The 20264-nt window shown below is 41.6% G+C and carries 17 protein-coding genes; 8 read left to right on the forward strand and 9 right to left on the reverse strand.

What is annotated here, in order from left to right:
* The first annotated feature begins 1 nt into the window (after position 1).
* Positions 2-457 (forward strand): OsmC family protein, encoded by a 456-nt coding sequence (locus tag VK664_RS24625; RefSeq protein WP_461401380.1) that lies wholly within the window; start codon positions 2-4, stop codon positions 455-457.
* A gap of 44 nt (positions 458-501) precedes the next feature.
* On the opposite strand, the gene VK664_RS24630 is transcribed toward VK664_RS24625, so the two are convergent.
* The 4 genes from VK664_RS24630 to VK664_RS24645 form a co-directional block, all read right to left on the reverse strand.
* A complete protein-coding gene (locus VK664_RS24630; protein WP_461401381.1) occupies positions 502-1092 on the reverse strand; it encodes a Crp/Fnr family transcriptional regulator in 591 nt (196 codons plus the stop codon).
* Between the two features lie 284 nt (positions 1093-1376).
* Positions 1377-2246 (reverse strand): helix-turn-helix domain-containing protein, encoded by an 870-nt coding sequence (locus VK664_RS24635; RefSeq protein WP_461401382.1) that lies wholly within the window; start codon positions 2244-2246, stop codon positions 1377-1379.
* Between the two features lie 265 nt (positions 2247-2511).
* Positions 2512-2949, reverse strand: a complete 438-nt coding sequence (locus tag VK664_RS24640; protein WP_461401383.1) for a zinc-binding dehydrogenase — start codon at positions 2947-2949, stop codon at positions 2512-2514.
* 225 nt (positions 2950-3174) lie between these two features.
* Positions 3175-3429, reverse strand: coding sequence for an alcohol dehydrogenase catalytic domain-containing protein (locus VK664_RS24645; RefSeq protein WP_461401384.1), 255 nt, complete (start codon positions 3427-3429; stop codon positions 3175-3177).
* 184 nt (positions 3430-3613) lie between these two features.
* On the opposite strand from VK664_RS24645, the gene pdxR reads away from it, so the two are divergent.
* Together pdxR and VK664_RS24655 are read left to right on the forward strand one after the other, a co-directional pair.
* Complete coding sequence (gene pdxR, locus VK664_RS24650) at positions 3614-5140, forward strand: MocR-like pyridoxine biosynthesis transcription factor PdxR (RefSeq protein ID WP_461401385.1); 1527 nt, start codon at positions 3614-3616, stop codon at positions 5138-5140.
* Positions 5141-5532: 392 nt separating this feature from the next.
* Positions 5533-6525 carry a helix-turn-helix domain-containing protein gene (locus VK664_RS24655; protein ID WP_461401386.1) on the forward strand — a complete coding sequence of 331 codons (993 nt, stop codon included), beginning with the start codon at positions 5533-5535 and terminating at the stop codon, positions 6523-6525.
* On the opposite strand, the gene VK664_RS24660 is transcribed toward VK664_RS24655, so the two are convergent.
* Entirely contained in the window at positions 6526-8667 is a 2142-nt protein-coding gene (locus tag VK664_RS24660) for a xanthine dehydrogenase family protein molybdopterin-binding subunit (RefSeq protein WP_461401387.1), read from the reverse strand. It abuts the gene before it with no gap.
* Between the two features lie 76 nt (positions 8668-8743).
* Positions 8744-9229 carry a (2Fe-2S)-binding protein gene (locus VK664_RS24665; RefSeq protein ID WP_461401388.1) on the reverse strand — a complete coding sequence of 162 codons (486 nt, stop codon included), beginning with the start codon at positions 9227-9229 and terminating at the stop codon, positions 8744-8746.
* A 480-nt stretch (positions 9230-9709) separates the two neighbouring features.
* Here VK664_RS24665 and VK664_RS24670 point away from each other — a divergent pair, with 480 nt between their 5' ends.
* Both VK664_RS24670 and VK664_RS24675 read left to right on the forward strand, forming a co-directional pair.
* Positions 9710-10747 (forward strand): carboxymuconolactone decarboxylase family protein, encoded by a 1038-nt coding sequence (locus VK664_RS24670; protein ID WP_461401389.1) that lies wholly within the window; start codon positions 9710-9712, stop codon positions 10745-10747.
* 198 nt (positions 10748-10945) lie between these two features.
* On the forward strand, positions 10946-11470 hold the full coding sequence (locus VK664_RS24675; RefSeq protein WP_461401390.1) for a VanZ family protein: 525 nt from the start codon (positions 10946-10948) through the stop codon (positions 11468-11470).
* 108 nt (positions 11471-11578) lie between these two features.
* Here the strand turns inward: VK664_RS24675 and VK664_RS24680 are convergent, their stop codons facing one another.
* Complete coding sequence (locus VK664_RS24680) at positions 11579-12181, reverse strand: dihydrofolate reductase family protein (RefSeq protein WP_461401391.1); 603 nt, start codon at positions 12179-12181, stop codon at positions 11579-11581.
* A gap of 245 nt (positions 12182-12426) precedes the next feature.
* On the opposite strand from VK664_RS24680, the gene VK664_RS24685 reads away from it, so the two are divergent.
* The 3 genes from VK664_RS24685 to VK664_RS24695 all read left to right on the forward strand — a co-directional run bounded on the left by VK664_RS24685 (position 12427) and on the right by VK664_RS24695 (position 15366).
* The gene (locus tag VK664_RS24685; RefSeq protein WP_461401392.1) at positions 12427-13722 is read left to right on the forward strand and encodes a gliding motility protein GldB-related protein; all 1296 of its coding nucleotides are present in this window, start codon (positions 12427-12429) and stop codon (positions 13720-13722) included.
* A gap of 148 nt (positions 13723-13870) precedes the next feature.
* The gene (locus VK664_RS24690; protein ID WP_461401393.1) at positions 13871-14602 is read left to right on the forward strand and encodes a hypothetical protein; all 732 of its coding nucleotides are present in this window, start codon (positions 13871-13873) and stop codon (positions 14600-14602) included.
* Positions 14603-14757: 155 nt separating this feature from the next.
* A complete protein-coding gene (locus tag VK664_RS24695) occupies positions 14758-15366 on the forward strand; it encodes a hypothetical protein (RefSeq protein WP_461401394.1) in 609 nt (202 codons plus the stop codon).
* A 49-nt stretch (positions 15367-15415) separates the two neighbouring features.
* Here VK664_RS24695 and VK664_RS24700 read toward each other — a convergent pair whose 3' ends face one another.
* Both VK664_RS24700 and VK664_RS24705 read right to left on the reverse strand, forming a co-directional pair.
* The gene (locus VK664_RS24700) at positions 15416-19147 is read right to left on the reverse strand and encodes an AAA family ATPase (protein ID WP_461401395.1); all 3732 of its coding nucleotides are present in this window, start codon (positions 19145-19147) and stop codon (positions 15416-15418) included.
* A gap of 4 nt (positions 19148-19151) precedes the next feature.
* On the reverse strand, positions 19152-20264 hold a 1113-nt coding region (locus VK664_RS24705), incomplete at its 5' end, for an exonuclease SbcCD subunit D (RefSeq protein ID WP_461401396.1).

Consider the following 20264-nt stretch of genomic DNA (forward strand, 5'->3'; position numbering starts at 1 on the left):
TGTGCACCACTATTTTCCGAAACTGTGCATTGTTATTTGCCGAAGTTGTGCACTGCTGTTTGCCGAAATTGAGTATTGCTATTTTCCGAAACTGTGTACGCGTAGTTGCCGATTTCTGTGTATTGTTAATTGCCAATCACAAGATATCGGCCCGGATCCGTTTACAGCTGTACTGTCGGGATTGGTCGGGTGTACGTTGACCACTTTACGTATGTATATCAATAGAAAAGGATGGGATATTAAGGACATACATTGTTCGGTAAACATGTTGCAAGAGATTGAACCTTTCAAGACCTCGATCTTCAGAACAGTTTCGTTTGGCCAGCCGGTGACGGATGAGCAAAAGGAAAGGCTGCTCTGGGTAGCAAAAAATTGCCCGGTTGCTAAATTGTTACAAGGTGAGATCGTTATAGATACGCATCTATCCGACGATGCTGCAGTACCTGCAGGCACTTAATCGGTCACTTCGACGCTGGCTTCAATATACATACGCAACAAACATTAGACGCAAATCATACTACTGCGTATCCTGGTTAGTGTTTCCCTTGTTACGCCCAGATAGGAAGCAATCATAAATATTGGAATACGATGATGCAATTGTGGAAAGCATTGAATAAATTGCCGGTACCTTTCTTCTGCCTGGCGGCTGAGCATCATATATATTCTGTCACGGCTTGTACTGCATTCATCAGTAATGATTTTAGTATTTAGTGTGTCGAAATTAGGTACATCTTTCAAAAGAGTTTTAAAATTATTTACTGAAAGCTGAATGATCGCACTATCTTCTAAAGCGTCAATAAATTCATTTGACGGTGTTTCGGTTACAAGACTTACACGATCGCTTACCCAATGATTAGCCGGTGAAAGACTAAAGATATGCTCAATACCGTTGTCATCGATTCGATATGATCGAAGACAGCCGCTACATACGAAGGTGTGAAATCTACATACGCTCCCCGGACGTAGTAAGTATTGCTTTTTTTTAAGTCGCTTCGGTATGGCCATGGACCTAATAGTCGCAATTTCCTCGTCAGAAAATAGGTTATGAGTTCTGATATAACCTTCAAAGAAATTGAATATACTCTCAGACATTAATAGAAACAGCTGATTACTTTAAGTAAAAAAAACTCCATATTTTTATGGCCTGTAATTGCAACAAAACCATAATCAATGTCTTGATCATTTTTTATTTTCATAACATCCTATTAAAAGTTATTTAGAAGGATAAAATTAAGGTATATGGCAAGGCCTACAAATGGACAAAAAGGACAATCTGTTGTAAAGTCCGTCCAGATTAGTGAGATTTACCAATCAATCTTAGAGACCCAAACCTTATTGCTTTTTCAGTTATCCTTAGATGTGAAATATTATTGTACTTAATCGGTATCCTCCCTGAATGATTTACGATAAACCTCGGGGGATACAGTAGTTCGTACCTTAAAGAAGCGGCTGAAATAAGCTACGTCATGAAATCCAAGTTCAATGGCAATTTGTTTTATTGGCTTGTCACTTAAATATAATTCATGCCTGGCTTGTGTTATTATGCGTTCTGAAATCATGTCTCCAACAGTCTTTTCCAGATGTTGCTTCGCAATACGATTCAGCGTTTTGACGGTAATGTTCAATAATTTTGCATAATCCGCCGGTCGGTGCTTGCGCTGAAAATGCTCTTCCACTGCATTGATCAACTCCCGGATAATGTAGTGAACCTCAGAGAGTGTCTCCGAATATATCACACCTCTTTCCATCTTTATCCGTGAGGCATAGATCATAAATATTTTCACCCAGGAGATCGCTATATCATAACGACCTAAACCGTCACTGTTGAGTTCTAAAAGAAGATGATCCAGCGGATACAGGAGTTGATCCATTTCCTCTTTACTGATTTTTATTAAGGGAATTTCACCGATACTCTTAAATAGTACCTGCTTACTTGTTAATTCCATTTCGTATTTATGGTTCCAAAAAAAATCCGGATGGAACTGTACTAATATTCCATCAAGTGGACCATCTGCCTCTATTTGAAAAGGTTGATAAATTGGAAATCTAATTAAGCAATTTTCAGAGAAATCATACTTCGCCGTATCAAAGGTTAATTGACCTTTTCCTTTCCTGATCAAGATCACTTTATAACAGTTATAGCTTGTCAGGCTTTTAAAATACTTATCATCATTAAGCTGAATCAGTTTAAAGGCCAACACGTTGGTTTGAGGGTTTACCAATTCTATTTTCAATTGTTCATTCATCGTCCAATAATTTTATTCCAATGTCATTTACCTGACAATGCCATAAGTACCCATAGGCTCAAATGTTTTACAGACGCCATGAAAGGGGAATTTCCCGATACCGTAACTCAACTCTATATTATATAACAAATCCGTAACTACTGTAAATAAAAAAATGGAGTATGCCCATCCCAAACTGAGTGTACATATTCCATCGTTTCTTAACTCGTTCAAAGGATAGGGCAACGATGATCGACGGGGGGAGTACCCCTCGACGTCCGGGCTTTTAAGGGTGAACGCGGATGATCGTCTTTCCGTTGACCCGGCTGGTCGAATTGAAAGTCGCAACGGCGTCGTCGAGTATAGATGTATTGCCGGTGTTTGTCCGCAGTCGTCCCTCGCGCAGCCGCTGGACGACCTCACTCAATTGGTTGCGATCGGCCACGACAACGAAGTCGACCGTCAGGCCGTCAGCTGGCCTCGCCTCGGTCGGACCGGCGATGGTCACCAGCGTTCCTCCGGCGCGAATCAGGCCTGCGGACTGCTTCGCGATATCGCCACCGAAGACATCGAAAACCAGATCGACTCCGCCGACGTCTTCCAGGGTTTCGTTCTCCAGATCGACGAACTCCTGCGCGCCGAAGTCGAGCGCCATCTGACGGTCGGCCGCGCGCCCCGTGCCGATGACATAAGCACCAGCTGCACGCGCGAGTTGGGTCGCCATTGAACCTACTACGCCGGCCGCGCCGTGTACAAGAACGGTTTGTCCTACCCGGAGACGTCCGTGGTCAAACAGTCCCTGCCATGCGGTTAGCCCCGGCATCACAAGAGCCGCACCAACTGCGAAGTCTACATCGGCGGGCAGCGGTGCAAGGTTGCGTGCCTCAACGGCCACATACTCTGCCAGCGTCCCGTCGCGGGTCCAGTCCGTGAGGCCGAACACCCGCTGTCACACCGACAGCCCCGTCGTTCCATAGCCGAGGGCGCTGACCACACCGGCCAGCTCGTGGCCGGGGATCGACGGCGTCCGGTCACGGCCGAGACGATCGGTCCAGGTTGAGGGCCATGTGAGCTCATCTTTGGTGAATCCCGAGGCATGAACCTGGACGACGACGTCGTTCAGCGCTGCCTGCGGCTCGGGCCGCTCCACCAGTTTCATCCCGGCTGTTCCTGCAGCCTGGTCAGTTACAACGATAGCCTTCATAACACACCTCCCTTTTTGATCATCATCAAACATCTACATGATGAAGTGATATCGCTGTACACTATTGTTTTCAGCATGATTTTTATATTTAAAGTTGTACAATGACTTTTTAATCCAGGTATAAAATTAATTTTTAATTTGGTTACCTTAATGGGCCAATTTCAAAATATACAGGGGTCCAGTTATGATTAAAAAACTTCTTGAAATTTCATTTAAAAAAGACGGCGGGCATAGTCCTTTATACCTGCAATTAGCATCGGAAATTATTCAGTTAATTTGTTGTGGCATCCTGAAACCAGGGCAGGCACTTCCATCTTCACGTGAACTAGCCCAAGGTCTGCAAATCAATCGTAAAACGGTGGTGGCGACCTACGAGGAATTGAGTGCGCAGGGCTGGGTGGAACCTAAGGAAAGAAGTGGCGTTTATGTTTCCAGTCACCTGCCTGATACTTCGGTTCGTGCAATTAACCAAAATAGCAAAAAATTGATTCGAAGCCGACAACCCGGTTATCCATTGATCATAAAACGATCTTCTGATGGAGCTACCATAAAAGATCCAAATATAGAGATCAATGCCGTGGCAGCACCGCCGCCTTTGTATAAAATCGATGACGGTTTTCCTGATACCAGAATTGCACCTATTGAGCAGCTGGTGCGGGAATACAGAAGATTTGGGAAGGGTCGCTTAACAAATCAATTTCTCATGTATGGCCCGGAGCAAGGGTCCTATCGTCTAAGAGTCGAACTTGCTAAATTTTTAAACCGTACCAGGGGGATGCAGGTCAGTGAAAAAGAAATACTGATAACAAAAGGGACGCAGATGGCCATCTACTTAACTACTCAGCTACTCATCCGTCCCGGGGACACTGTATTTGTGCCGGAACCAGGCTATCTGGATGCGAACCAAACCTTTAAGCTGGCAGGAGCTAAACTGGTTTTTATCCCGGTAGATAAAGATGGTATGGATGTAGACAGGATTGAGCAATTGTGTAAAAAGAAGGTACCCAAAATGATTTATATTATTCCGCATCACCACCGGCCTACCACTGTTACCCTGAGTGCAGAGCGCCGTATGCGACTTATGAACCTGGCTTCCAGATACGGATTTGCATTGCTTGAAGATGATTATGATTTTGATTATCACTTTACCAGCAACCCTCTTTTGCCTTTGGCAAGTGTGGATACGGGTGGACATATTATTTATGTAGGTTCCTTTTGCAAAAGCATTGCACCCGGTATCCGAATCGGGTTTATGGTGGCCCCGGAAGCGGTAATATGCGAAGCCGCTGCAATTCGTAGATTAATAGACCGGCAAGGTGAACAGTTACTGGAAGAAGCAACTGCTGAACTTTTGAGCACTGGTGAAATTTCCAGGCACATCAAAAAGTCGCACAAGGTTTATCAGGGGCGGTTAGAAAATACTTGCCGATTGCTTAGGGAGCAGTTGGGAGGATATTTAATGTTTGAGAAGCCGAATGGTGGATTGGCCATCTGGGCAACTTACAGAAAGAATATAAGTGCCAGCTCAGTTGCCCTTAATGCAGGAAAGTTGGGATTAAAGATCAGTGATGGCCGTAATTATTTTTTTCAACCTAATATTTCTAAACCACAAAACTTCATACGCATAGGTTACTGTTCTTTAGATGAAAAAGAAATGGCTACTGCAATAGATATATGGAAACAGGCCCTTACTCCATTTGCTGCAAAATAATAGGTAAAAATTACAAAATACACTATACTGGACCAGCATTTGAGAAGGGAAATCCTACTACACCTACTCCAAAAAAATAATGGGTTTGATTATAATAGGTATCAAACTACTATGAGCGATATCCTAAATTATAATCAAAAGCTGCGCTACTCCAAGTATGGAAATTTCTCTGGAGACCGACTTGCAAATCTCTGACAAGTTTCATCCGACCCGGACGAGCAATCGGTTAAGCCTTGTTTATCGCCTGTCATCGCGGAAAGTCCAGTCTTAAAAATCGCTCCTCTTCCAACCACATTTTTACACTAGCCTTGTCTAAAAATGGGATCTGTCAGTTTTCTATTTTACAGCATGGGAGAATCTTTACTATCTTATATTATTGAAAATCCTCACAGATGAGTATATGGCAAAGTTTTCTTGTAGTTTTTTGCGGACTTAGTTTAGTGCAAAGTATTTTTCTTGGTACCACACTGATCCTGAAAGACCGGTTTAATTTCCAGGCTTTTTTTTACCTGGGTATTGTTTTGTTTGGCCTGGCCCTGCGATTGGCGAAATCCTATTTCATATTTATACCACAGTCATATCCTGCCTGGGGGGCCATCGCAGGCGCGGCGGGACTATGGATGATCGGTCCTGCTTTTTACTTATATAGTCGTCACTCAATTAACACAAAACTAAATTCAACCCTGCTTTACCTGGCTCATTTTGTACCGGCTATATTTATAATTCTAAGTGGCATTACTGATTATGTATATTATGTTGGGATAGCCCAGCTTGCTATTTATTTTGCAGTTAGCATATATATTACTTTTAGATCAGAAGGAGTGCAAATTCCAAAACATTTCCGGGTGTTTGCTTTCAGTATTGGCCTGATACTTTTATGTTTTACTGTACAGGCTTTGATAAGCGGTATTGAAGTGTATACCCTTGGCCTTGCGTTTGCAATCGGCATCCTCTATGTCCTGAACTATTTCATTTTGAAAGATTCTGATTTTTTTCAGTCTGTCATTAAAAAATCAAAAAACGTAGATAAACATCGTGCTAAAAAAATCACCGATGATTTGGATAGGGTGTTTACGGAAAAGAAATTATACAACAACAGGGGGCTAACAATTGCACTGGTAGCGCAACAAATTAAATGCCCCGCGTACCTTATCTCGCAATCCATCTACCAGGAACAGGGAATTCGTTTTAATGAATTTGTAAATAAGTTTCGTGTACAGGAGGCCATGGAAAGATTGAAAAGTGGAAATGATAAAATTGAAGTTATTGCCAGGGAAGTTGGTTTTGCCAGCATGTCATCATTGTATGAAGCCTTTAAAAAGGAGACCAGGCGCACACCCCAGGAGTACCGGGTCGAATTCAACAGATCTGACGAATCCAGGTAATTAAATATCATCCAAAGAAATGGGCAGTTTCCTGATTCGCTTACCCGATAAATTATAAATAGCATTGCCTAGTGCAGGAGCTATCGGTGGCAACGGGGGTTCTCCAACTCCCCCGGGTGCTATTTCATTGGCAATAATATAGGTTCCAATTTCCGGCAATTCATTTAAACGCAGAATTTTGTATTGGTGAAAGTTGGTCTGATCACATTTTTTATTGCTAAAACTTATCTCTTCTTTTGTAGCGGCACTTAGACCCATAATGATACATCCCTCCATTTGGGCCTTAACCATATCTTCATTAACAAACAACCCGCAATCCAAAACGGAAACTACTTTCTTAATATGAATTTTACTGTTTTTTCGCGCCACGGTTACGCAAGCTGCGGAAATGCTCCCGAATGATTTCCACATGGCGATACCGCGAGCTTCACCATTGGGTGAGGGCTGGTAATAGTTTGATTTTTCAGCGAGTAGTTTTAAAACATGCCGGTAACGTTCATCCTCTAAACTGTCTAAACGCAATTGAAGCGGATCTACTTTTAGCAAATGCGATAGTTCGTCTACGAAACATTCCTGGCCCCATGCAAAATTCCCGCCCCAAACCGAACGCCACCACATAATCGGTATATCGGTACTAACCCGGGTATGACTTATTTTGGTGTTTTCAAAATTGTACTTGCTGTTATCAAAACTGATCTCCCCGCATAACCCGGCATCCGGCTCTCCTGGTTTCAGTCCTCCATAAATTTGAGCAACAAACGTTTCGCCTATAGCATGGTGGTGCATGCCCATCACTTTTTTCCCGGCCACCATTCCCTGCAACCGGCTAAGCATGGCGGGACGATATGGACCTTGTGTTAAGTCATCTTCTCTTGACCAAACCAGCTTGACTGGTTTTTGAATTTTCCTGGAAAGAATACAAGCCTCCAATAAAAAATCGGAATAAGATTTTCTACCAAAAGATCCTCCCAATAAGGTGATGTTCACGGTTACCTTCTCTGCGGGTATCTCAAAGTATTTTGCAATTTCTCCTTTGGCCCAATCAGGTGATTGATAAGGGACCCACACTTCTACCGTTCCGTCATTTTTTACATGAGCCACTGTATTCTCAGGTTCCATAGATGCATGTGCCAGGAAATTGCTTTCGTAAATGCTTTCGATTTTTGTATTGGACTTAGTATAAGCCAGGTCGAAGTTTCCTTTTTCTGCCTGGACCGGACCTGGCTCTTTTGCCGCGGCATACATTCTTCTCACATAATCTGCACTTTCAATTTGATCCGGGGCATCTTCCCAGGTTACATTTAACAACTTCCGTCCCTGCATTGCTACCCAAAAATTTGAGGCGATGACAGCTACTGCTTCCATTTTACGATGTGGCATCGGCCTTTCACATTTAATAATATCCAGTACGCCTTTTATCTTACGTGCCTCGTAGTCATCAACGTTTTTTATTTTACTATACAAAGAAGGGGAATGTAAAATGCAGGCATAAACCATTCCGGGTATCTCAATATCAATTCCGTACCTGGCTTTTCCTAAAACGCGATCAGGCACATCAAGGCGTTTTGTGGTTTTACCAATGAGCCGGAATTCAGATCGTTCTTTTAATACCGGATTTTGCGGCACCTCCAAAAGGGAGGCCGCCGTCACCAATTTTCCGTAATTGAGTTTTTCTTTTGTTAGCAGGTTTAATACTTCGCCTTTTTCTGCCTTGCAGTTTTCTAACGGTATATTCCAGGTTTGAGCTGCTGCGCTTATCAGCATTTGCCGGGCAGCGGCACCTGCTTTTCGTAAAGGTTCCCAGGCCCTTACCACACCACCACTGCCTCCGGATATTTGTAATCCATATTTTTCATCTCCATTGCTTTGAATAATTTTTACCTGCTCCAGGTCAACTTCCAGTTCCTCTGCTATCAAAGTGGGAATAGCCTGGATAGAACCCTGTCCCATGTCCGGGTTTTTATTTATCAGTGTGATAATACCGTCAGTACCGATAATAATAAAGGGAGTAAGTTCAAATTTTTCCAGTTCGGTTCTTCCTGCCAATGTATTGGCGGCCACCGGCGAGAATCCAATCGCCAGGCCTGAACCTATTAACCATGATTGTTTTAAAAAGACCCTCCTGCTGCTTTTTACACTCATTTTATTGTTGATTAGTTTTTTTCCCGTTCATTAGGCTTTACTGGTTGATTAGCATTTTTACTATTCATTAGCGTTTTTAATGTTCATTAGTCTTTTTACTGTTCATTAGTTTTTGGGATGCCAGGGCAATTCCCTTCCCGATCCGATCATAGGTTCCACAGCGACATAGATTGCCGCTCATTGCGGTTCGTGTTTCTTCAGGACCGGGTTGGGGGTTTTTAGCCAACAATGCGGCAGCCGACATGATCTGACCACTTTGACAATAGCCACATTGCGGAACCTGAAGCTCGATCCAGGCCTCTTGTACCGGGTGCAAAGTCTCCCCACCCAGCCCTTCGATGGTTGTAATTTTTTTTTCTTTTACTGAACTGATTGTAATTAAACAAGAACGGACTGGCTTACCGGCCAGGTGCACCGTGCATGCTCCGCACAACCCTAATCCACAACCGTATTTGGTCCCCTTTAGCCCAACAAGATCGCGTATCACCCATAGCAAAGGCATAGCCGGGTCGGCCTCGACTTTATAAGGCCGATTGTTAATTTGTACCTGGAATCCGGACATATTTTTTTATGAACAAAGAACGAGCTTGGTTTAAAAGAAATTAGTATCCACGCTCAGAATCCCTTGCGGATTCGTGGAATCTGTACAAAAAACAGGGCCTGACAGGGATAAGGACACGTTGTAGGCAATTCGAAAATCCCAAGCGGATTCCTTGAATCTGTACAAGAATCACCGCTTGCCTGGGATCAGGATAGTTTTAGGCAATGCAGGAAAACCGGATGATGACCTGACTATTTCGTGGTTATTCCCCATCTAGGGTTGGATGATCATATTTACGCCGAACGCGTTAAAGAGAGGGCCACCTTTTTAAGCAGATAATTAAGAAATAAAATATCAATGGCGCAAATGTTGACGAATAATCTTCAAAACTTTATAAAATTCGCTAACGGTAAATCAACAGGTTAAATAAGGTTTAGAAACAATGTTTTATCGTTCTGAGCCGTTTACTCCATAGCTGCATATTTATAAGAAACGGAACTTATGAAAGAAATTACAGACATGATTAAGAGTATTCAAAGACAAAAAAACGTCTTTGATCAAATTGGCGCCATTGGCAACAACGCGGCTTTCTGGGCTGCAATAACAGCACAAAACAAAATCAACACCCAGTTTGCTAGCTTATATGGTTCGAATGACATCGCGAGAAACGTTACACGGCAATTAAAGAAATCGATTAGCGTATCCATGTTTTTGGATAACCGTGTACAAGAGAGAATAGCCGATTTTGATTTTTTGAAACATCATGGACTACCAAGGACCATCTCGTCCAAACTCGCTGAGTTTGCGAGGATCAATCCGCTACTGACCCACCATCTTATAGGCTTTGCCACCAGCCAATTCCAGCTATCAAAGAGCTTAGGGACTATTTCGGCAAAAATCAACCAGCCCCACTTGAATGAGTTCAATGGCTTTGATATTGCTTTAAGGGGAATTACAAAAAACTACGTATGGAAAACAGCTTTGTCGAATGACTGGGAAGACATAACCGTTGCCGAAGAGGCCAACGAAGCCATTTTGCAGGTGGCGGAACAGGTAATTCAATCGGCAAGCGAGGTAACCGCACAGGATCTTGACAGGTTGAAAGAAGGTATCGTTTCAGAATTGTCGACAATATTGGGTAAAACTAAAACTGATAAAGCCAGACAACTAATTTTTGAGTTGTTAGCGATAATCAGCTTTATACTGACTATTTACAATCCGATTGCCATACTTACCGACAAATCCAATACTCAGGTTATAGAACATGTCCAAAAGGAAATAGAAAAGCAAAACAAGAAGCTATTCGGCCAAATGGAAGAGATGTTCAAAAAGTTGAGCCAAATAAGTAATGCTAGAATTGATGCCGACCTGAAGTTTTCAGCCAGGAAAAACGCCAAAACCATTGGAAAGGTAAAGGCAGGCCAGCAGGTAACGGTTATTGAAATCGTGAACAAATATATGCTTATCACATTCCTTGACCAGGAAACTGGCGAACCGAAATCAGGCTTTGTGTTGAAGAAACATTTTGACATGGAATAATTACAAAATCGAGTGAGGCTGTCTCAAAAGTAAAATTGAGGCAGCCTTTTTTTATTTTGTTAGCCGAGTCTCACCTCCGCGGCTTGTATGTTGCACGAACTCGGCGTACATTAGCAAACGCCGGGTATACGGCTTAATACAAAAATAAAATAAAACTCCGCTTGCAACTTAAATGGTGTAATGGCATTTGTAATAAACATGAAGGAAAAATCAAAAGTTAATAATGTAACAAACAGATTGACTACTGTATTGTTTATAATTTATTTGATTGCAATTTGCTGGATTTTACTTTTTAAGTTGGGTGTACAATTTTCTTATATGGGAAAGAGGCGCTTCAATTTAATTCCGTTTAGTGAACCTTTGATTTTAAATAATGAAAACATTTTGAATGTAGTGATTTTTGTACCGCTTGGTATATATACCGGAATTTTATTTGTAAGATGGATTTTCGGTAAAACACTTCTCTTCTTTTTCTTACTTAGTTTAATAGTTGAAGGACTTCAATATATTTTGCGCGTTGGGGCTTTTGATGTTACAGATATAATTACGAATACTTTAGGCGGAATAATTGGGTTGATAATATTTAAAGCAATTGATAAAGCATTCAATAATGGTGTTAAGGCACAAAAATTCATCAACATAATTGCAGCTACAGGAACGATCTTAATGATTTTATTGTTAGTGTTATTAAAAATGAACATGCTGCCAGTAAGGTATCAATAATAGAAGAATCAGGAATTGCAGTAGTATAAATTAAAATTTGCCTGGCCATATCTTCTGCGTTTGTTGATTGAAGTGATACTCCTTGCAGGAAGTCGCTGCCGGGCATCGTCAGGCCCGGTAAGTGAGAATCACCCTGCCCGACTTGCCCGGTTGTGCATGGACGAACTCAAGCGAGTGCCTTCGTACACCCTTAAAGAGCGGCTTTCCACTGCCAAGGACAACCGGGTGAACGATCAGCCGCAGCTCGTCTATCAGGTCCGCATCCAAGAGGCTGGCGACAAGACCTGCTCCACCGACAACATAAGTGTTCTTTCCTGGCGTTGCCTTCATCGCCCGAAGCTCCGCGATGTCCCGGACGATCTGCGCCCTGGGCCACGAGACGCTCTTGAGCGTGGTCGATAAAACAACATGAGGTGTCTGCGCTGCGAACCGCGCATACTCAATCTCACTGCTGGATGGGAGCCGCCCTTCCTGCGACGGAACTTCAGGGTTTGGCGGGATGATATGAGGATTAGCATGGATCGATCCCCAGTACTCGCCATAACCCGGATACATATGTCCGCCTAAAAGAAACGTGTCGACGTCATCGATCAGCTGGATCGCATCCGCCCACGAATCGACCCAGTCTGTTTTACCATCGGAGTCTTCGACGAAGCCATCCAACGAGACCTGCATTGCAGAGATCAATTTCCTGGAGGTGTTGGTTGTCATTTTTTTCAATGGTTTATTAGTAAGTATAATGTTTTTGTTCAACAAATGTACTGCATGACCGTTATCCGGTAAGGTGGCAAATTGGACTATTAAGCGGGCTAATTTGGACAGTATTGAACAGTAAAAGTATTGTTAATAACCCTGTGTGAATCTATCTGGGTTGAATGGCTTTAAATTATGAACAATGATTTGGGTTGCATATATTTATGTTGGCAGAAATTTTTAATACAATCCATAATTTCCCAATGAGAATTACAGCAATTTCAATCTTACTGGTGCTGGGATTTTTACAAATAACAGGCCAAACACTACAAAATTTAGAATTAAACAAAGAATATAAGAATATTGAGGTCACAAAGTCTTCCAGCCTCACTTTTACATTAGACTTGTCTAAAAATGGCATCTACCAGTTTTCTATTCTACAGCAAGGCATTGCTGTGCATTATAAATTGCTTGATGCTGCTAATGCCGCCTTATATGAATGCAATTATCCTGATGATTTTGTAGGCTATGAAAAATTTGAATACAGTCCTTCTAATAAAGGAAATTTTAAGCTTGCAATCAAACGTTTTGATGACCCGGAAAACCCTGACTCGGGAAGGATTACCATTCATGTAAAGAGTTTAAATAAAGATGAGATTGCATTAAGAACTAAAATAAAAAAGGAGTTAGAACCTGAGAATAAGAAAAACGTGCAGACGATTGATATCGACCATTTTTGGGAAGCCTTCGACAATTTAAAAAACTGTAAGAGCTTTTCGGACAGTGCAGCTTCGTTTCAGAAACTTTACCTCGACAGGGCAACAAACGGACTTTTGGACTTTATCCAGGTGAGGGAATTTACCGCAGAGAAATTTGTAGATGCTATTTCCAAAAATTATTCGTTTTATCAGTCTGTTCGTCCAAACACTTACCAGGCGAAAAAAGCCGAGCCGGCAATTGAGCAAGTATTTACCAGGTTCAAAGAGCTTTACCCGAACTTTAAACCCTTTAAAGTTTGTTTTGCAATTGGCATCAAAAATACGGGAGGTACCGTATCCAACGAGTTTGTGTTAATTGGCACGGAGTTGACAACTTCATTGGGAGAAAACAAAAAACCAACTGATGAAGAAATCATTCAGAAAATAAAAAGCATTGTGGCACACGAATGTGTACATACACAACAAAAACTTCATCCTGATCCTGAGGCAATAAAATGTGAACTATTGTACAAGTCAATACGTGAAGGTGCCTGCGATTTTATCGCTGAACTTGTAAGCCGAAACGATAAGAAGAATGAATATGGCGACAAGCACGAAGCTGAACTTTGGAGTCAGTTCAAGAATGAACTTTGTAATCAGAATATCGGCAATTGGCTTTATAATGGCTCCAGGTCAAAAAATAAACCATCAGACTTAGGCTATTACATTGGGTATAAAATAGTAGAGTCTTATTACAACGATGCAAAGATTAAATCACAGGCAATTATTGATATCATTGAACTGGATGATCCTATAGGTTTTCTGAAATTAAGCAGGTATGATCAAAAGCAAAAAAACTAGATTGCTGCTAACAGCGGTTTGCCAAAATTCGGGCTGAAGAATATAAGCTGAGCTAATAGAACATACTTAACTTAATAAATAAATTTAGACAGATGTAGCACGGAATAACCGCATAGCGGCAAGCCGATGTACCTTATAATCCACTTTAATGAGAGTTCCGATAATTGCTTTATTAATTCACATTCTATTTCTCGCCTGTAACGATAGTACGATCAGAATTGCCGATACAGGGCACTATAATATCCTGAGAGATACCCAGCTCAGAAATATATATATAGATACGTTTGCGTACACGCGTAACGTGCATCGTGAATGGTCTGATTCTAACAGCTTTCTGTCTTTGGTGTCTGCCAAATACCGAAATATTGGACATATTGGAGTTATAAATCCACTTATCTATGCGATGTACGAACCCTTTATCGATACGACGCAGATCGAAGCATCCAAATTCTGGTTTAGAGTAACAGTAGATCCAGTTTTCAGAACTCCATACATGCTTATCGCCGAAATGGAAAATGGCCAAACGAAAATAACTTTAAAAACCACGGATGGCAGAGGTGGTTACTATCCTGGAAGTTTGGATACCGAAGTTATACGGTATTTCGGGGATACAACTTATAACAGTCTACAAGAAAAATTGCATCTCCAGAATTTTTGGTCCCTTAAACAAGACACTTCTTGCATGGTCGGGGTTGACGGAGAAAATTGGATCATTGAGGGCATTAACCAGGGGAAATATAATGTCATATTTAGATGGGTTCCGGAATATTGCGGAGACAAAGCTACGAGAGATATTGCTAAAACAATTCTTTGGCTCAAGCATGTGACTGGCATGGATTCAATGTATAATGCAGTTACCAAACTGAAAAGCGGGAGGTAACTGTTGATGATGAAGCATATTAACCCACCGTTCTGTTTATATCGAACCACCCTTTGCTTGTCGATTGAGTTTTATTCAAATATCAGCCGCTGAGTTGATAATATCATATGGTCAATTTATGGAAATACAGAGCTTAAGAATCTCAGTAAATAATTATGATAAAACTGCCTCTTTTTTTCCTTTTTACCTTTTTCGCCATAACTCCTCAGGCTCAAATCATAGAACACAGAGTAGAAAAATATGTTGTTGAACAGGCTATTGACTCATTTATTATTTACTCTTTTTCTTGTGGAGGCTGTATTTCTTTTGATAGCTGTGAATACGAGACGTCTCAATATCTATTTTGGGAGCAAAACGGAAATTATTATTTAAAGAGATTTGACTACTGCAAAACTTATAAGCACTTTTTGCTTGATACACTAAACCCGTTTAATTTTTTTCTCAAAAACAGAAAAGTCATTGACAAAGAAGAAATAAAGCAGCCAACCTATTTTGAAGTCAAAAAAAATAGAGGTAAGGTGGACTCGTTAACGGTCACTTCAACAATTGATCATACTTGGTATCACAGCTTTGCTATTCCAGTCCAAAGAAAATTAGAATATATATATGCCAGTATATATGATCTGGACTTCAACGAATTTGACAACGGAAAGAAGAACATTAACTATGACTACAACCAGGCAACCAAACTCAAAGCGTTAATTGATCTTACAACAACTTTCATAGAAGAAATCAAAGCAAATAACAAGTTTGTAATTGAATAATTATATAATATTGGTATTTCAGTTATTCAAAAGTTTATTTTAGATAAAATTATATTCCCAACACTTCCACTTTACTCTTCCCGCTTTGCTGCTTACTCACGTTAATCTGCACTGGTATCCGTTCCGTCATTTCCTGTACATGAGAAATCACGCCCACTTTACGTCCCTGGTTATGTAAACGCTCCAATGCATCCATAGCAATATTTAGTGTGGCTGGATCAAGCGAGCCAAAGCCTTCATCAATAAATAATGATTCTACCTTCATACGGCTGGAAGAAAGAGAGGCCAACCCTAATGCCAGCGCCAAAGAAACAAGGAAAGATTCCCCACCGGAAAGTGAATACACAGTACGCACCTCATCACCCATATCCTGGTCAATCACCTGTAATCCTAATGAATTGGGTATTCGTTCTAGCACATAACGTTTACTAAGTACCTCTAAATGAACATTGGCATAACTTAATAATACATCTAATGTATATTCCTGGGCGATCTGCCTGAATTTTTTACCATCGGCAGAACCAATAATTTCATTGAGCTTTGCCCAGTTGTCCACAACAAAAGCCTGCGCCGCTATAATGCTTAAAAGATTACCGATTTTTTCTTTATTGGCGCTATCATCACGGATACGGAAACCAATTTCGTTGTGCTCACCCGTGTTTTTCTGTAGATGAGTTTTCGCTTCTGCCTCTAATATTTTAAGTTCTTCAGGCGAACGTTCCGATCTGCGCAGCAGCAAATGATTTTCCAGTGAATGATTGCGTTCACGTAAAACCGAATTGGCTTCCGTAAGGCTATCGTCAATATTACGAATCGCCGAACGTTCTTTTTCTATCCAATCCTGGTTGAAATTTAATAATTCGGTTAAGTCAGTTTCCGTTATTGGTTTCTCATGAGCCTTATTTTGTTCCGTTAACCATAAAGCGATTTTTTCTTTGAGCGAAGTCTTCTTTGTTATTAAGTTTGAGATATCTTCTTGCAAAAGATCTTTCTGAGTTTGAGTGCGGGTTAATTGCCCCTGGATTTTTGTCACGGCTGCCCTCCCACCCTCGAATTTATTGCGGGCTTCGTCGATTGCCTTCTTTAAGTCTGATTCTACTTTTGCCACAAGCTCTCCGCTAAAAATCGCGCGCCGGTTTTCGAGAAGACCTTGCTGGTCGATCCCGAGTTGGGCTTTATTTTTAGATTTTTGATGATAATCTCCCTCCAGGTTTTCCAAGTGCTCCTGCAGACCTTTTATTGTTCCCAAAAGCAACTCCTGCCTGCCATTCTCTTCCTCCAGTTGCTGCACATTACCCTTCCATGAAACGGAAAATTCCCTGACAGATAAGGCAAATTCTTCAGGATCATTTTTCCAGTTAATTACCCAATCTTCAGAAGGAAAAAAATTCGCTAAAGTTTGCTCCATTAACACAAGATCTGATTCGGTTTTTTGTAATTCTGCGGTTCTGGCAGCGAGTTGTTCTTTTAAAGATTTCAATTTTCTTTCTTCATCCTTCGCAAGATTCAGCAGATCTGTTAGCTTTTTTTCTAAACCATCCAGCTTAATTTTGTCCATCTCAAGTTGACTCTTCCTATCATCATAAGATTTGATTTGTTCACGCACAACTTTCAACTTTTCCCTCTCGTTTTTTAGTTGTTGCTGTAACCACTCAGTTCTATCATCTGAAATAATATCTTCACAGGAACCATGAATGCTGAATTGTATCCATTGTTGTTTCTTAATGGTGATCTGGTTTTCCCTGGTCTCAAGGTCTGATGCCTGAAGTCCAATTGTCTTTCGCAACTGCTGGATGCTCTTTTGAAGACCACTATGAGTCCTGAAGTATTCTACATAGTTTTTTTCTATCTCATTATTAGCATTTTCAAGTTCGGTCAGTACACGCTGCAGTTGCGGGTTTTCACCTGCATATGGATGAGAAGTACTGCCGCATACAATACAGGGTTTGCCTGGTACTAACCCGTCCCTCAGCCGTTCTACATTTTCGGCAATCGACAGCCTTGCTGTTTCCAGAATGGCTAAGGATGTTTCCCGCTGAACTTTGGCAGTCTCCAGCAATGCACCAATACTGGTGATCTGTTCCTCACTTTCTTCTAATTCGGTTTTGTTGGTTTGTAAATTTTTCAATGCGAGTCCGTGTTCCCTGGTTGCTGCATGTAATACTTTCCAATGCGCATCTGCAGCAATGATTTCCTGCACTACAAAATCCAGGTTATTCTCATCTGCTTTTAAGCCCGCGATTGACATCCCGGATAAGAGAGCTTCGTTGCGTTTGTATTTATCTCTTAGCTTTTGCAAGGAAGCCTCCATTGTATTGATGTCTTTTTCTCCCTGTGTTCTTATCTTATCAGATTCCACTATTTCTAATGCCAGTGAATTGATGAGTTTCGTTAAGGACTTTATATTTCCAAGTAAGATTTGAGCATCGTGCAGTTTTGAAATGATAAGACTTTCGTGTTCAGCTACTGACTGGCGGTAAATATTTGCATCCTTCCAATTATTAAGTTCAAGGATTCTTTTTTCCAACAATTTCGATTCATCCTGCCGTTGTTTTAATTGTTGTATGTACAGGTTATATTTTTCTGCGGCTGTTTTTTCTTCTCCTTCTGTTAACCTCAATTGTTTTGCAGTTTCGATAAGTCTTGCATCCAAAGCTTTCGCGGCATCCAGCAGGGGCTGCGCCTTTTCCTGCTTCTGAAGATTTTCATCCAATGATTTCGTTGCCAGCAAGGTTTCAGCTTCAATTGATTCAACCTGCTTAACCAGGAAAGCTAAGTCACCCTTTAGCTTTTCAAATAATGCAGTTTTATCTTTGAGATTATCTTCTGTGGACTTCAAACCATCCACTTCAGCCTTTATTGATTGCACCCGCGAGATCAATTGCAGCTTAAGCACTCTTGGAACGGTTTCATTTTTTAAGACTGTTGCCTGTTCGGCTTTTTCTAACGCAACAGCGATATTCTTTTCGATGTTTGCCAGTTGTTCATACCATGCAATTTCCTTTCCCAGCGCGGCAAGCTGGGTTTCGACCTCCAGGATCATTACCGCGAGTTCAGTTTTCTTCAACTCTAAGGCATCAATTTCTTCTGAGGTAAGCGTGGAAACTCCATCCCTTTGTATATTGAGTTCGTGAAGTTGTTGCACATTGACCCGGTGTTTCTCAAAAACCCGCCTCGAAATCTCCGAGTAAACCTGGGTACCCGTTAGCTTCTCTAATAATGATGATTTTTCGTCCCGACCGGCTTTTAAAAACGCGGTGAAATCACCCTGGGGCAAAAGAACGGAGCGGGTAAACTGGTCGAAGCTTAATCCCACTAACCTTTCAATCTCTTCCAGCAATTCAGTTTTTCTGCCTGGCACAACCACATTATTACTAATGTTCCTGAGCGAAACTTCATTTGCCTGTAAATTGCCATCAGCTTTATTTCGCGCCCTTCTAACGCTCCAGGTTGCACGATAATCCGATCCATCAACACCTGCAAAATCCACCTCGGCAAAACCATCCGCGGTGCCGTCGCGCAGTATCCCACGAACATCACCCTGGTTGATAGTGCTACCTTTCACATCCTTTACCTCTATACCTATTTCCGCCAGGCGGAACCGGGGCGTTTTTCCGTACAATGCAAGGCAGAGGCCATCCAGGATCGTAGACTTGCCAGCACCAGTCGGACCCGTTATAGCAAAAATTCCAGCCGAACAAAGCGGCTCTTGTTTGAAATCTATTTCCGTGGTTCCTTCCAGTGAGGCAAGGTTCCTGATACGTATCGCTAATATCTTCATATAGCTATGAGGCCTGATTCGCCTCCTGGGTTATTTGGTTAAACAATTGAAAGAGATCTTCCGGAACAGCTGTATTATATCGTGATTGATACACTTTGGTAAATACATCCAAAGGCCTGAGCTCATTCAACCGATCTAATTTTATTGATTCGATTCCCTGCTCAATTGCCGGCGCTTCAGCATAGCGCAGATCAATTTTTGCCAGTTTCACATGTTTACCAGCCAGGGCAGTTTCTATTTTATAACGTAGCGCAGGCTCCGGGCCATCCGACAGCACCCTCACTTCCAGGTATGGAGCGACAGAATTCGGATTATCAGTATCCGCATCTATTTGCTCCAGGGCATCCAGTACTTCAACCAATTTGCTATGTACCGATGGAACACGCAGCAGTGAAACGGAAACAGGTACTTCTATCGCTGACAGGCTAACAATTTTTTCATCTTCAAGATCAAAAACTATAACCTGGTGTTTATAATTATATTCTGAAAAAGACATAGGCAAAGGGCTTCCACAATAACGGATATGTTCATTTCCACCTATGCGCTGGGCTTTGTGAATATGACCCAGGGCAACATAAAGTAGATCCGGGTGAAATGCTGATGCAGCAATACATTCAACTCCACCCATGATAAGCCTTTCCGACTTATCCATATCAGTTACCTCTGCCTGTTGGGTATGGAGATGTCCCATTGCTATGATTGACTGGCCGGGCTTTTTATACTTCAATGCATGGGCATAAGTTCCTTTATATAGTTCAGCAACCCCTTCACCGTAAGGATTATCACAATCGGACATGACCGGGTAATCACCCATCCGCAGGAATGGCACTGTGAGGCACCATGCCTTCACATCACCATTTTTATTTTTTAATGGAAAAACCAGTTTATCATAGTTAATGCTGCCATCAGCATCTTTTTCGATTAAACCTACAATATGAATATTGGTAGATTCCAATAAAGGCTGAGGCGATTCGAGCCTTGATGGAGAATCATGATTACCAGCAGTGATCAAAACCTGGAGGGCTGAGTTCGCCTTTGTTGCTTTGTTGAGAAATGTATAGAACATCCTGATGGTTGATGCAGACGGATTGGAAAGATCGAATACATCACCGCTGAT

Origin of the sequence: Flavitalea sp. (assembly GCF_035489435.1) — a bacterium.
Classification (GTDB): domain Bacteria; phylum Bacteroidota; class Bacteroidia; order Chitinophagales; family Chitinophagaceae; genus DATHKG01.

Excerpts from the sequence above, each read along its gene's own strand:
- VK664_RS24635 (WP_461401382.1), bottom strand. The coding sequence starts at position 2,246 with ATGAATGAACAATTGAAAATAGAATTGGTAAACCCTCAAACCAACGTG.
- VK664_RS24645 (WP_461401384.1), bottom strand. The coding sequence starts at position 3,429 with ATGAAGGCTATCGTTGTAACTGACCAGGCTGCAGGAACAGCCGGGATG.
- VK664_RS24675 (WP_461401390.1), top strand. The coding sequence starts at position 10,946 with ATGAAGGAAAAATCAAAAGTTAATAATGTAACAAACAGATTGACTACT.
- VK664_RS24630 (WP_461401381.1), bottom strand. The coding sequence starts at position 1,092 with ATGTCTGAGAGTATATTCAATTTCTTTGAAGGTTATATCAGAACTCAT.
- VK664_RS24655 (WP_461401386.1), top strand. The coding sequence starts at position 5,533 with ATGAGTATATGGCAAAGTTTTCTTGTAGTTTTTTGCGGACTTAGTTTA.
- VK664_RS24695 (WP_461401394.1), top strand. The coding sequence starts at position 14,758 with ATGATAAAACTGCCTCTTTTTTTCCTTTTTACCTTTTTCGCCATAACT.
- VK664_RS24665 (WP_461401388.1), bottom strand. The coding sequence starts at position 9,229 with ATGTCCGGATTCCAGGTACAAATTAACAATCGGCCTTATAAAGTCGAG.
- VK664_RS24685 (WP_461401392.1), top strand. The coding sequence starts at position 12,427 with ATGAGAATTACAGCAATTTCAATCTTACTGGTGCTGGGATTTTTACAA.
- VK664_RS24670 (WP_461401389.1), top strand. The coding sequence starts at position 9,710 with ATGAAAGAAATTACAGACATGATTAAGAGTATTCAAAGACAAAAAAAC.
- VK664_RS24640 (WP_461401383.1), bottom strand. The coding sequence starts at position 2,949 with ATGGCGACCCAACTCGCGCGTGCAGCTGGTGCTTATGTCATCGGCACG.
- VK664_RS24700 (WP_461401395.1), bottom strand. The coding sequence starts at position 19,147 with ATGAAGATATTAGCGATACGTATCAGGAACCTTGCCTCACTGGAAGGA.
- pdxR (WP_461401385.1), top strand. The coding sequence starts at position 3,614 with ATGATTAAAAAACTTCTTGAAATTTCATTTAAAAAAGACGGCGGGCAT.
- VK664_RS24690 (WP_461401393.1), top strand. The coding sequence starts at position 13,871 with ATGAGAGTTCCGATAATTGCTTTATTAATTCACATTCTATTTCTCGCC.
- VK664_RS24660 (WP_461401387.1), bottom strand. The coding sequence starts at position 8,667 with ATGAGTGTAAAAAGCAGCAGGAGGGTCTTTTTAAAACAATCATGGTTA.
- VK664_RS24680 (WP_461401391.1), bottom strand. The coding sequence starts at position 12,181 with ATGACAACCAACACCTCCAGGAAATTGATCTCTGCAATGCAGGTCTCG.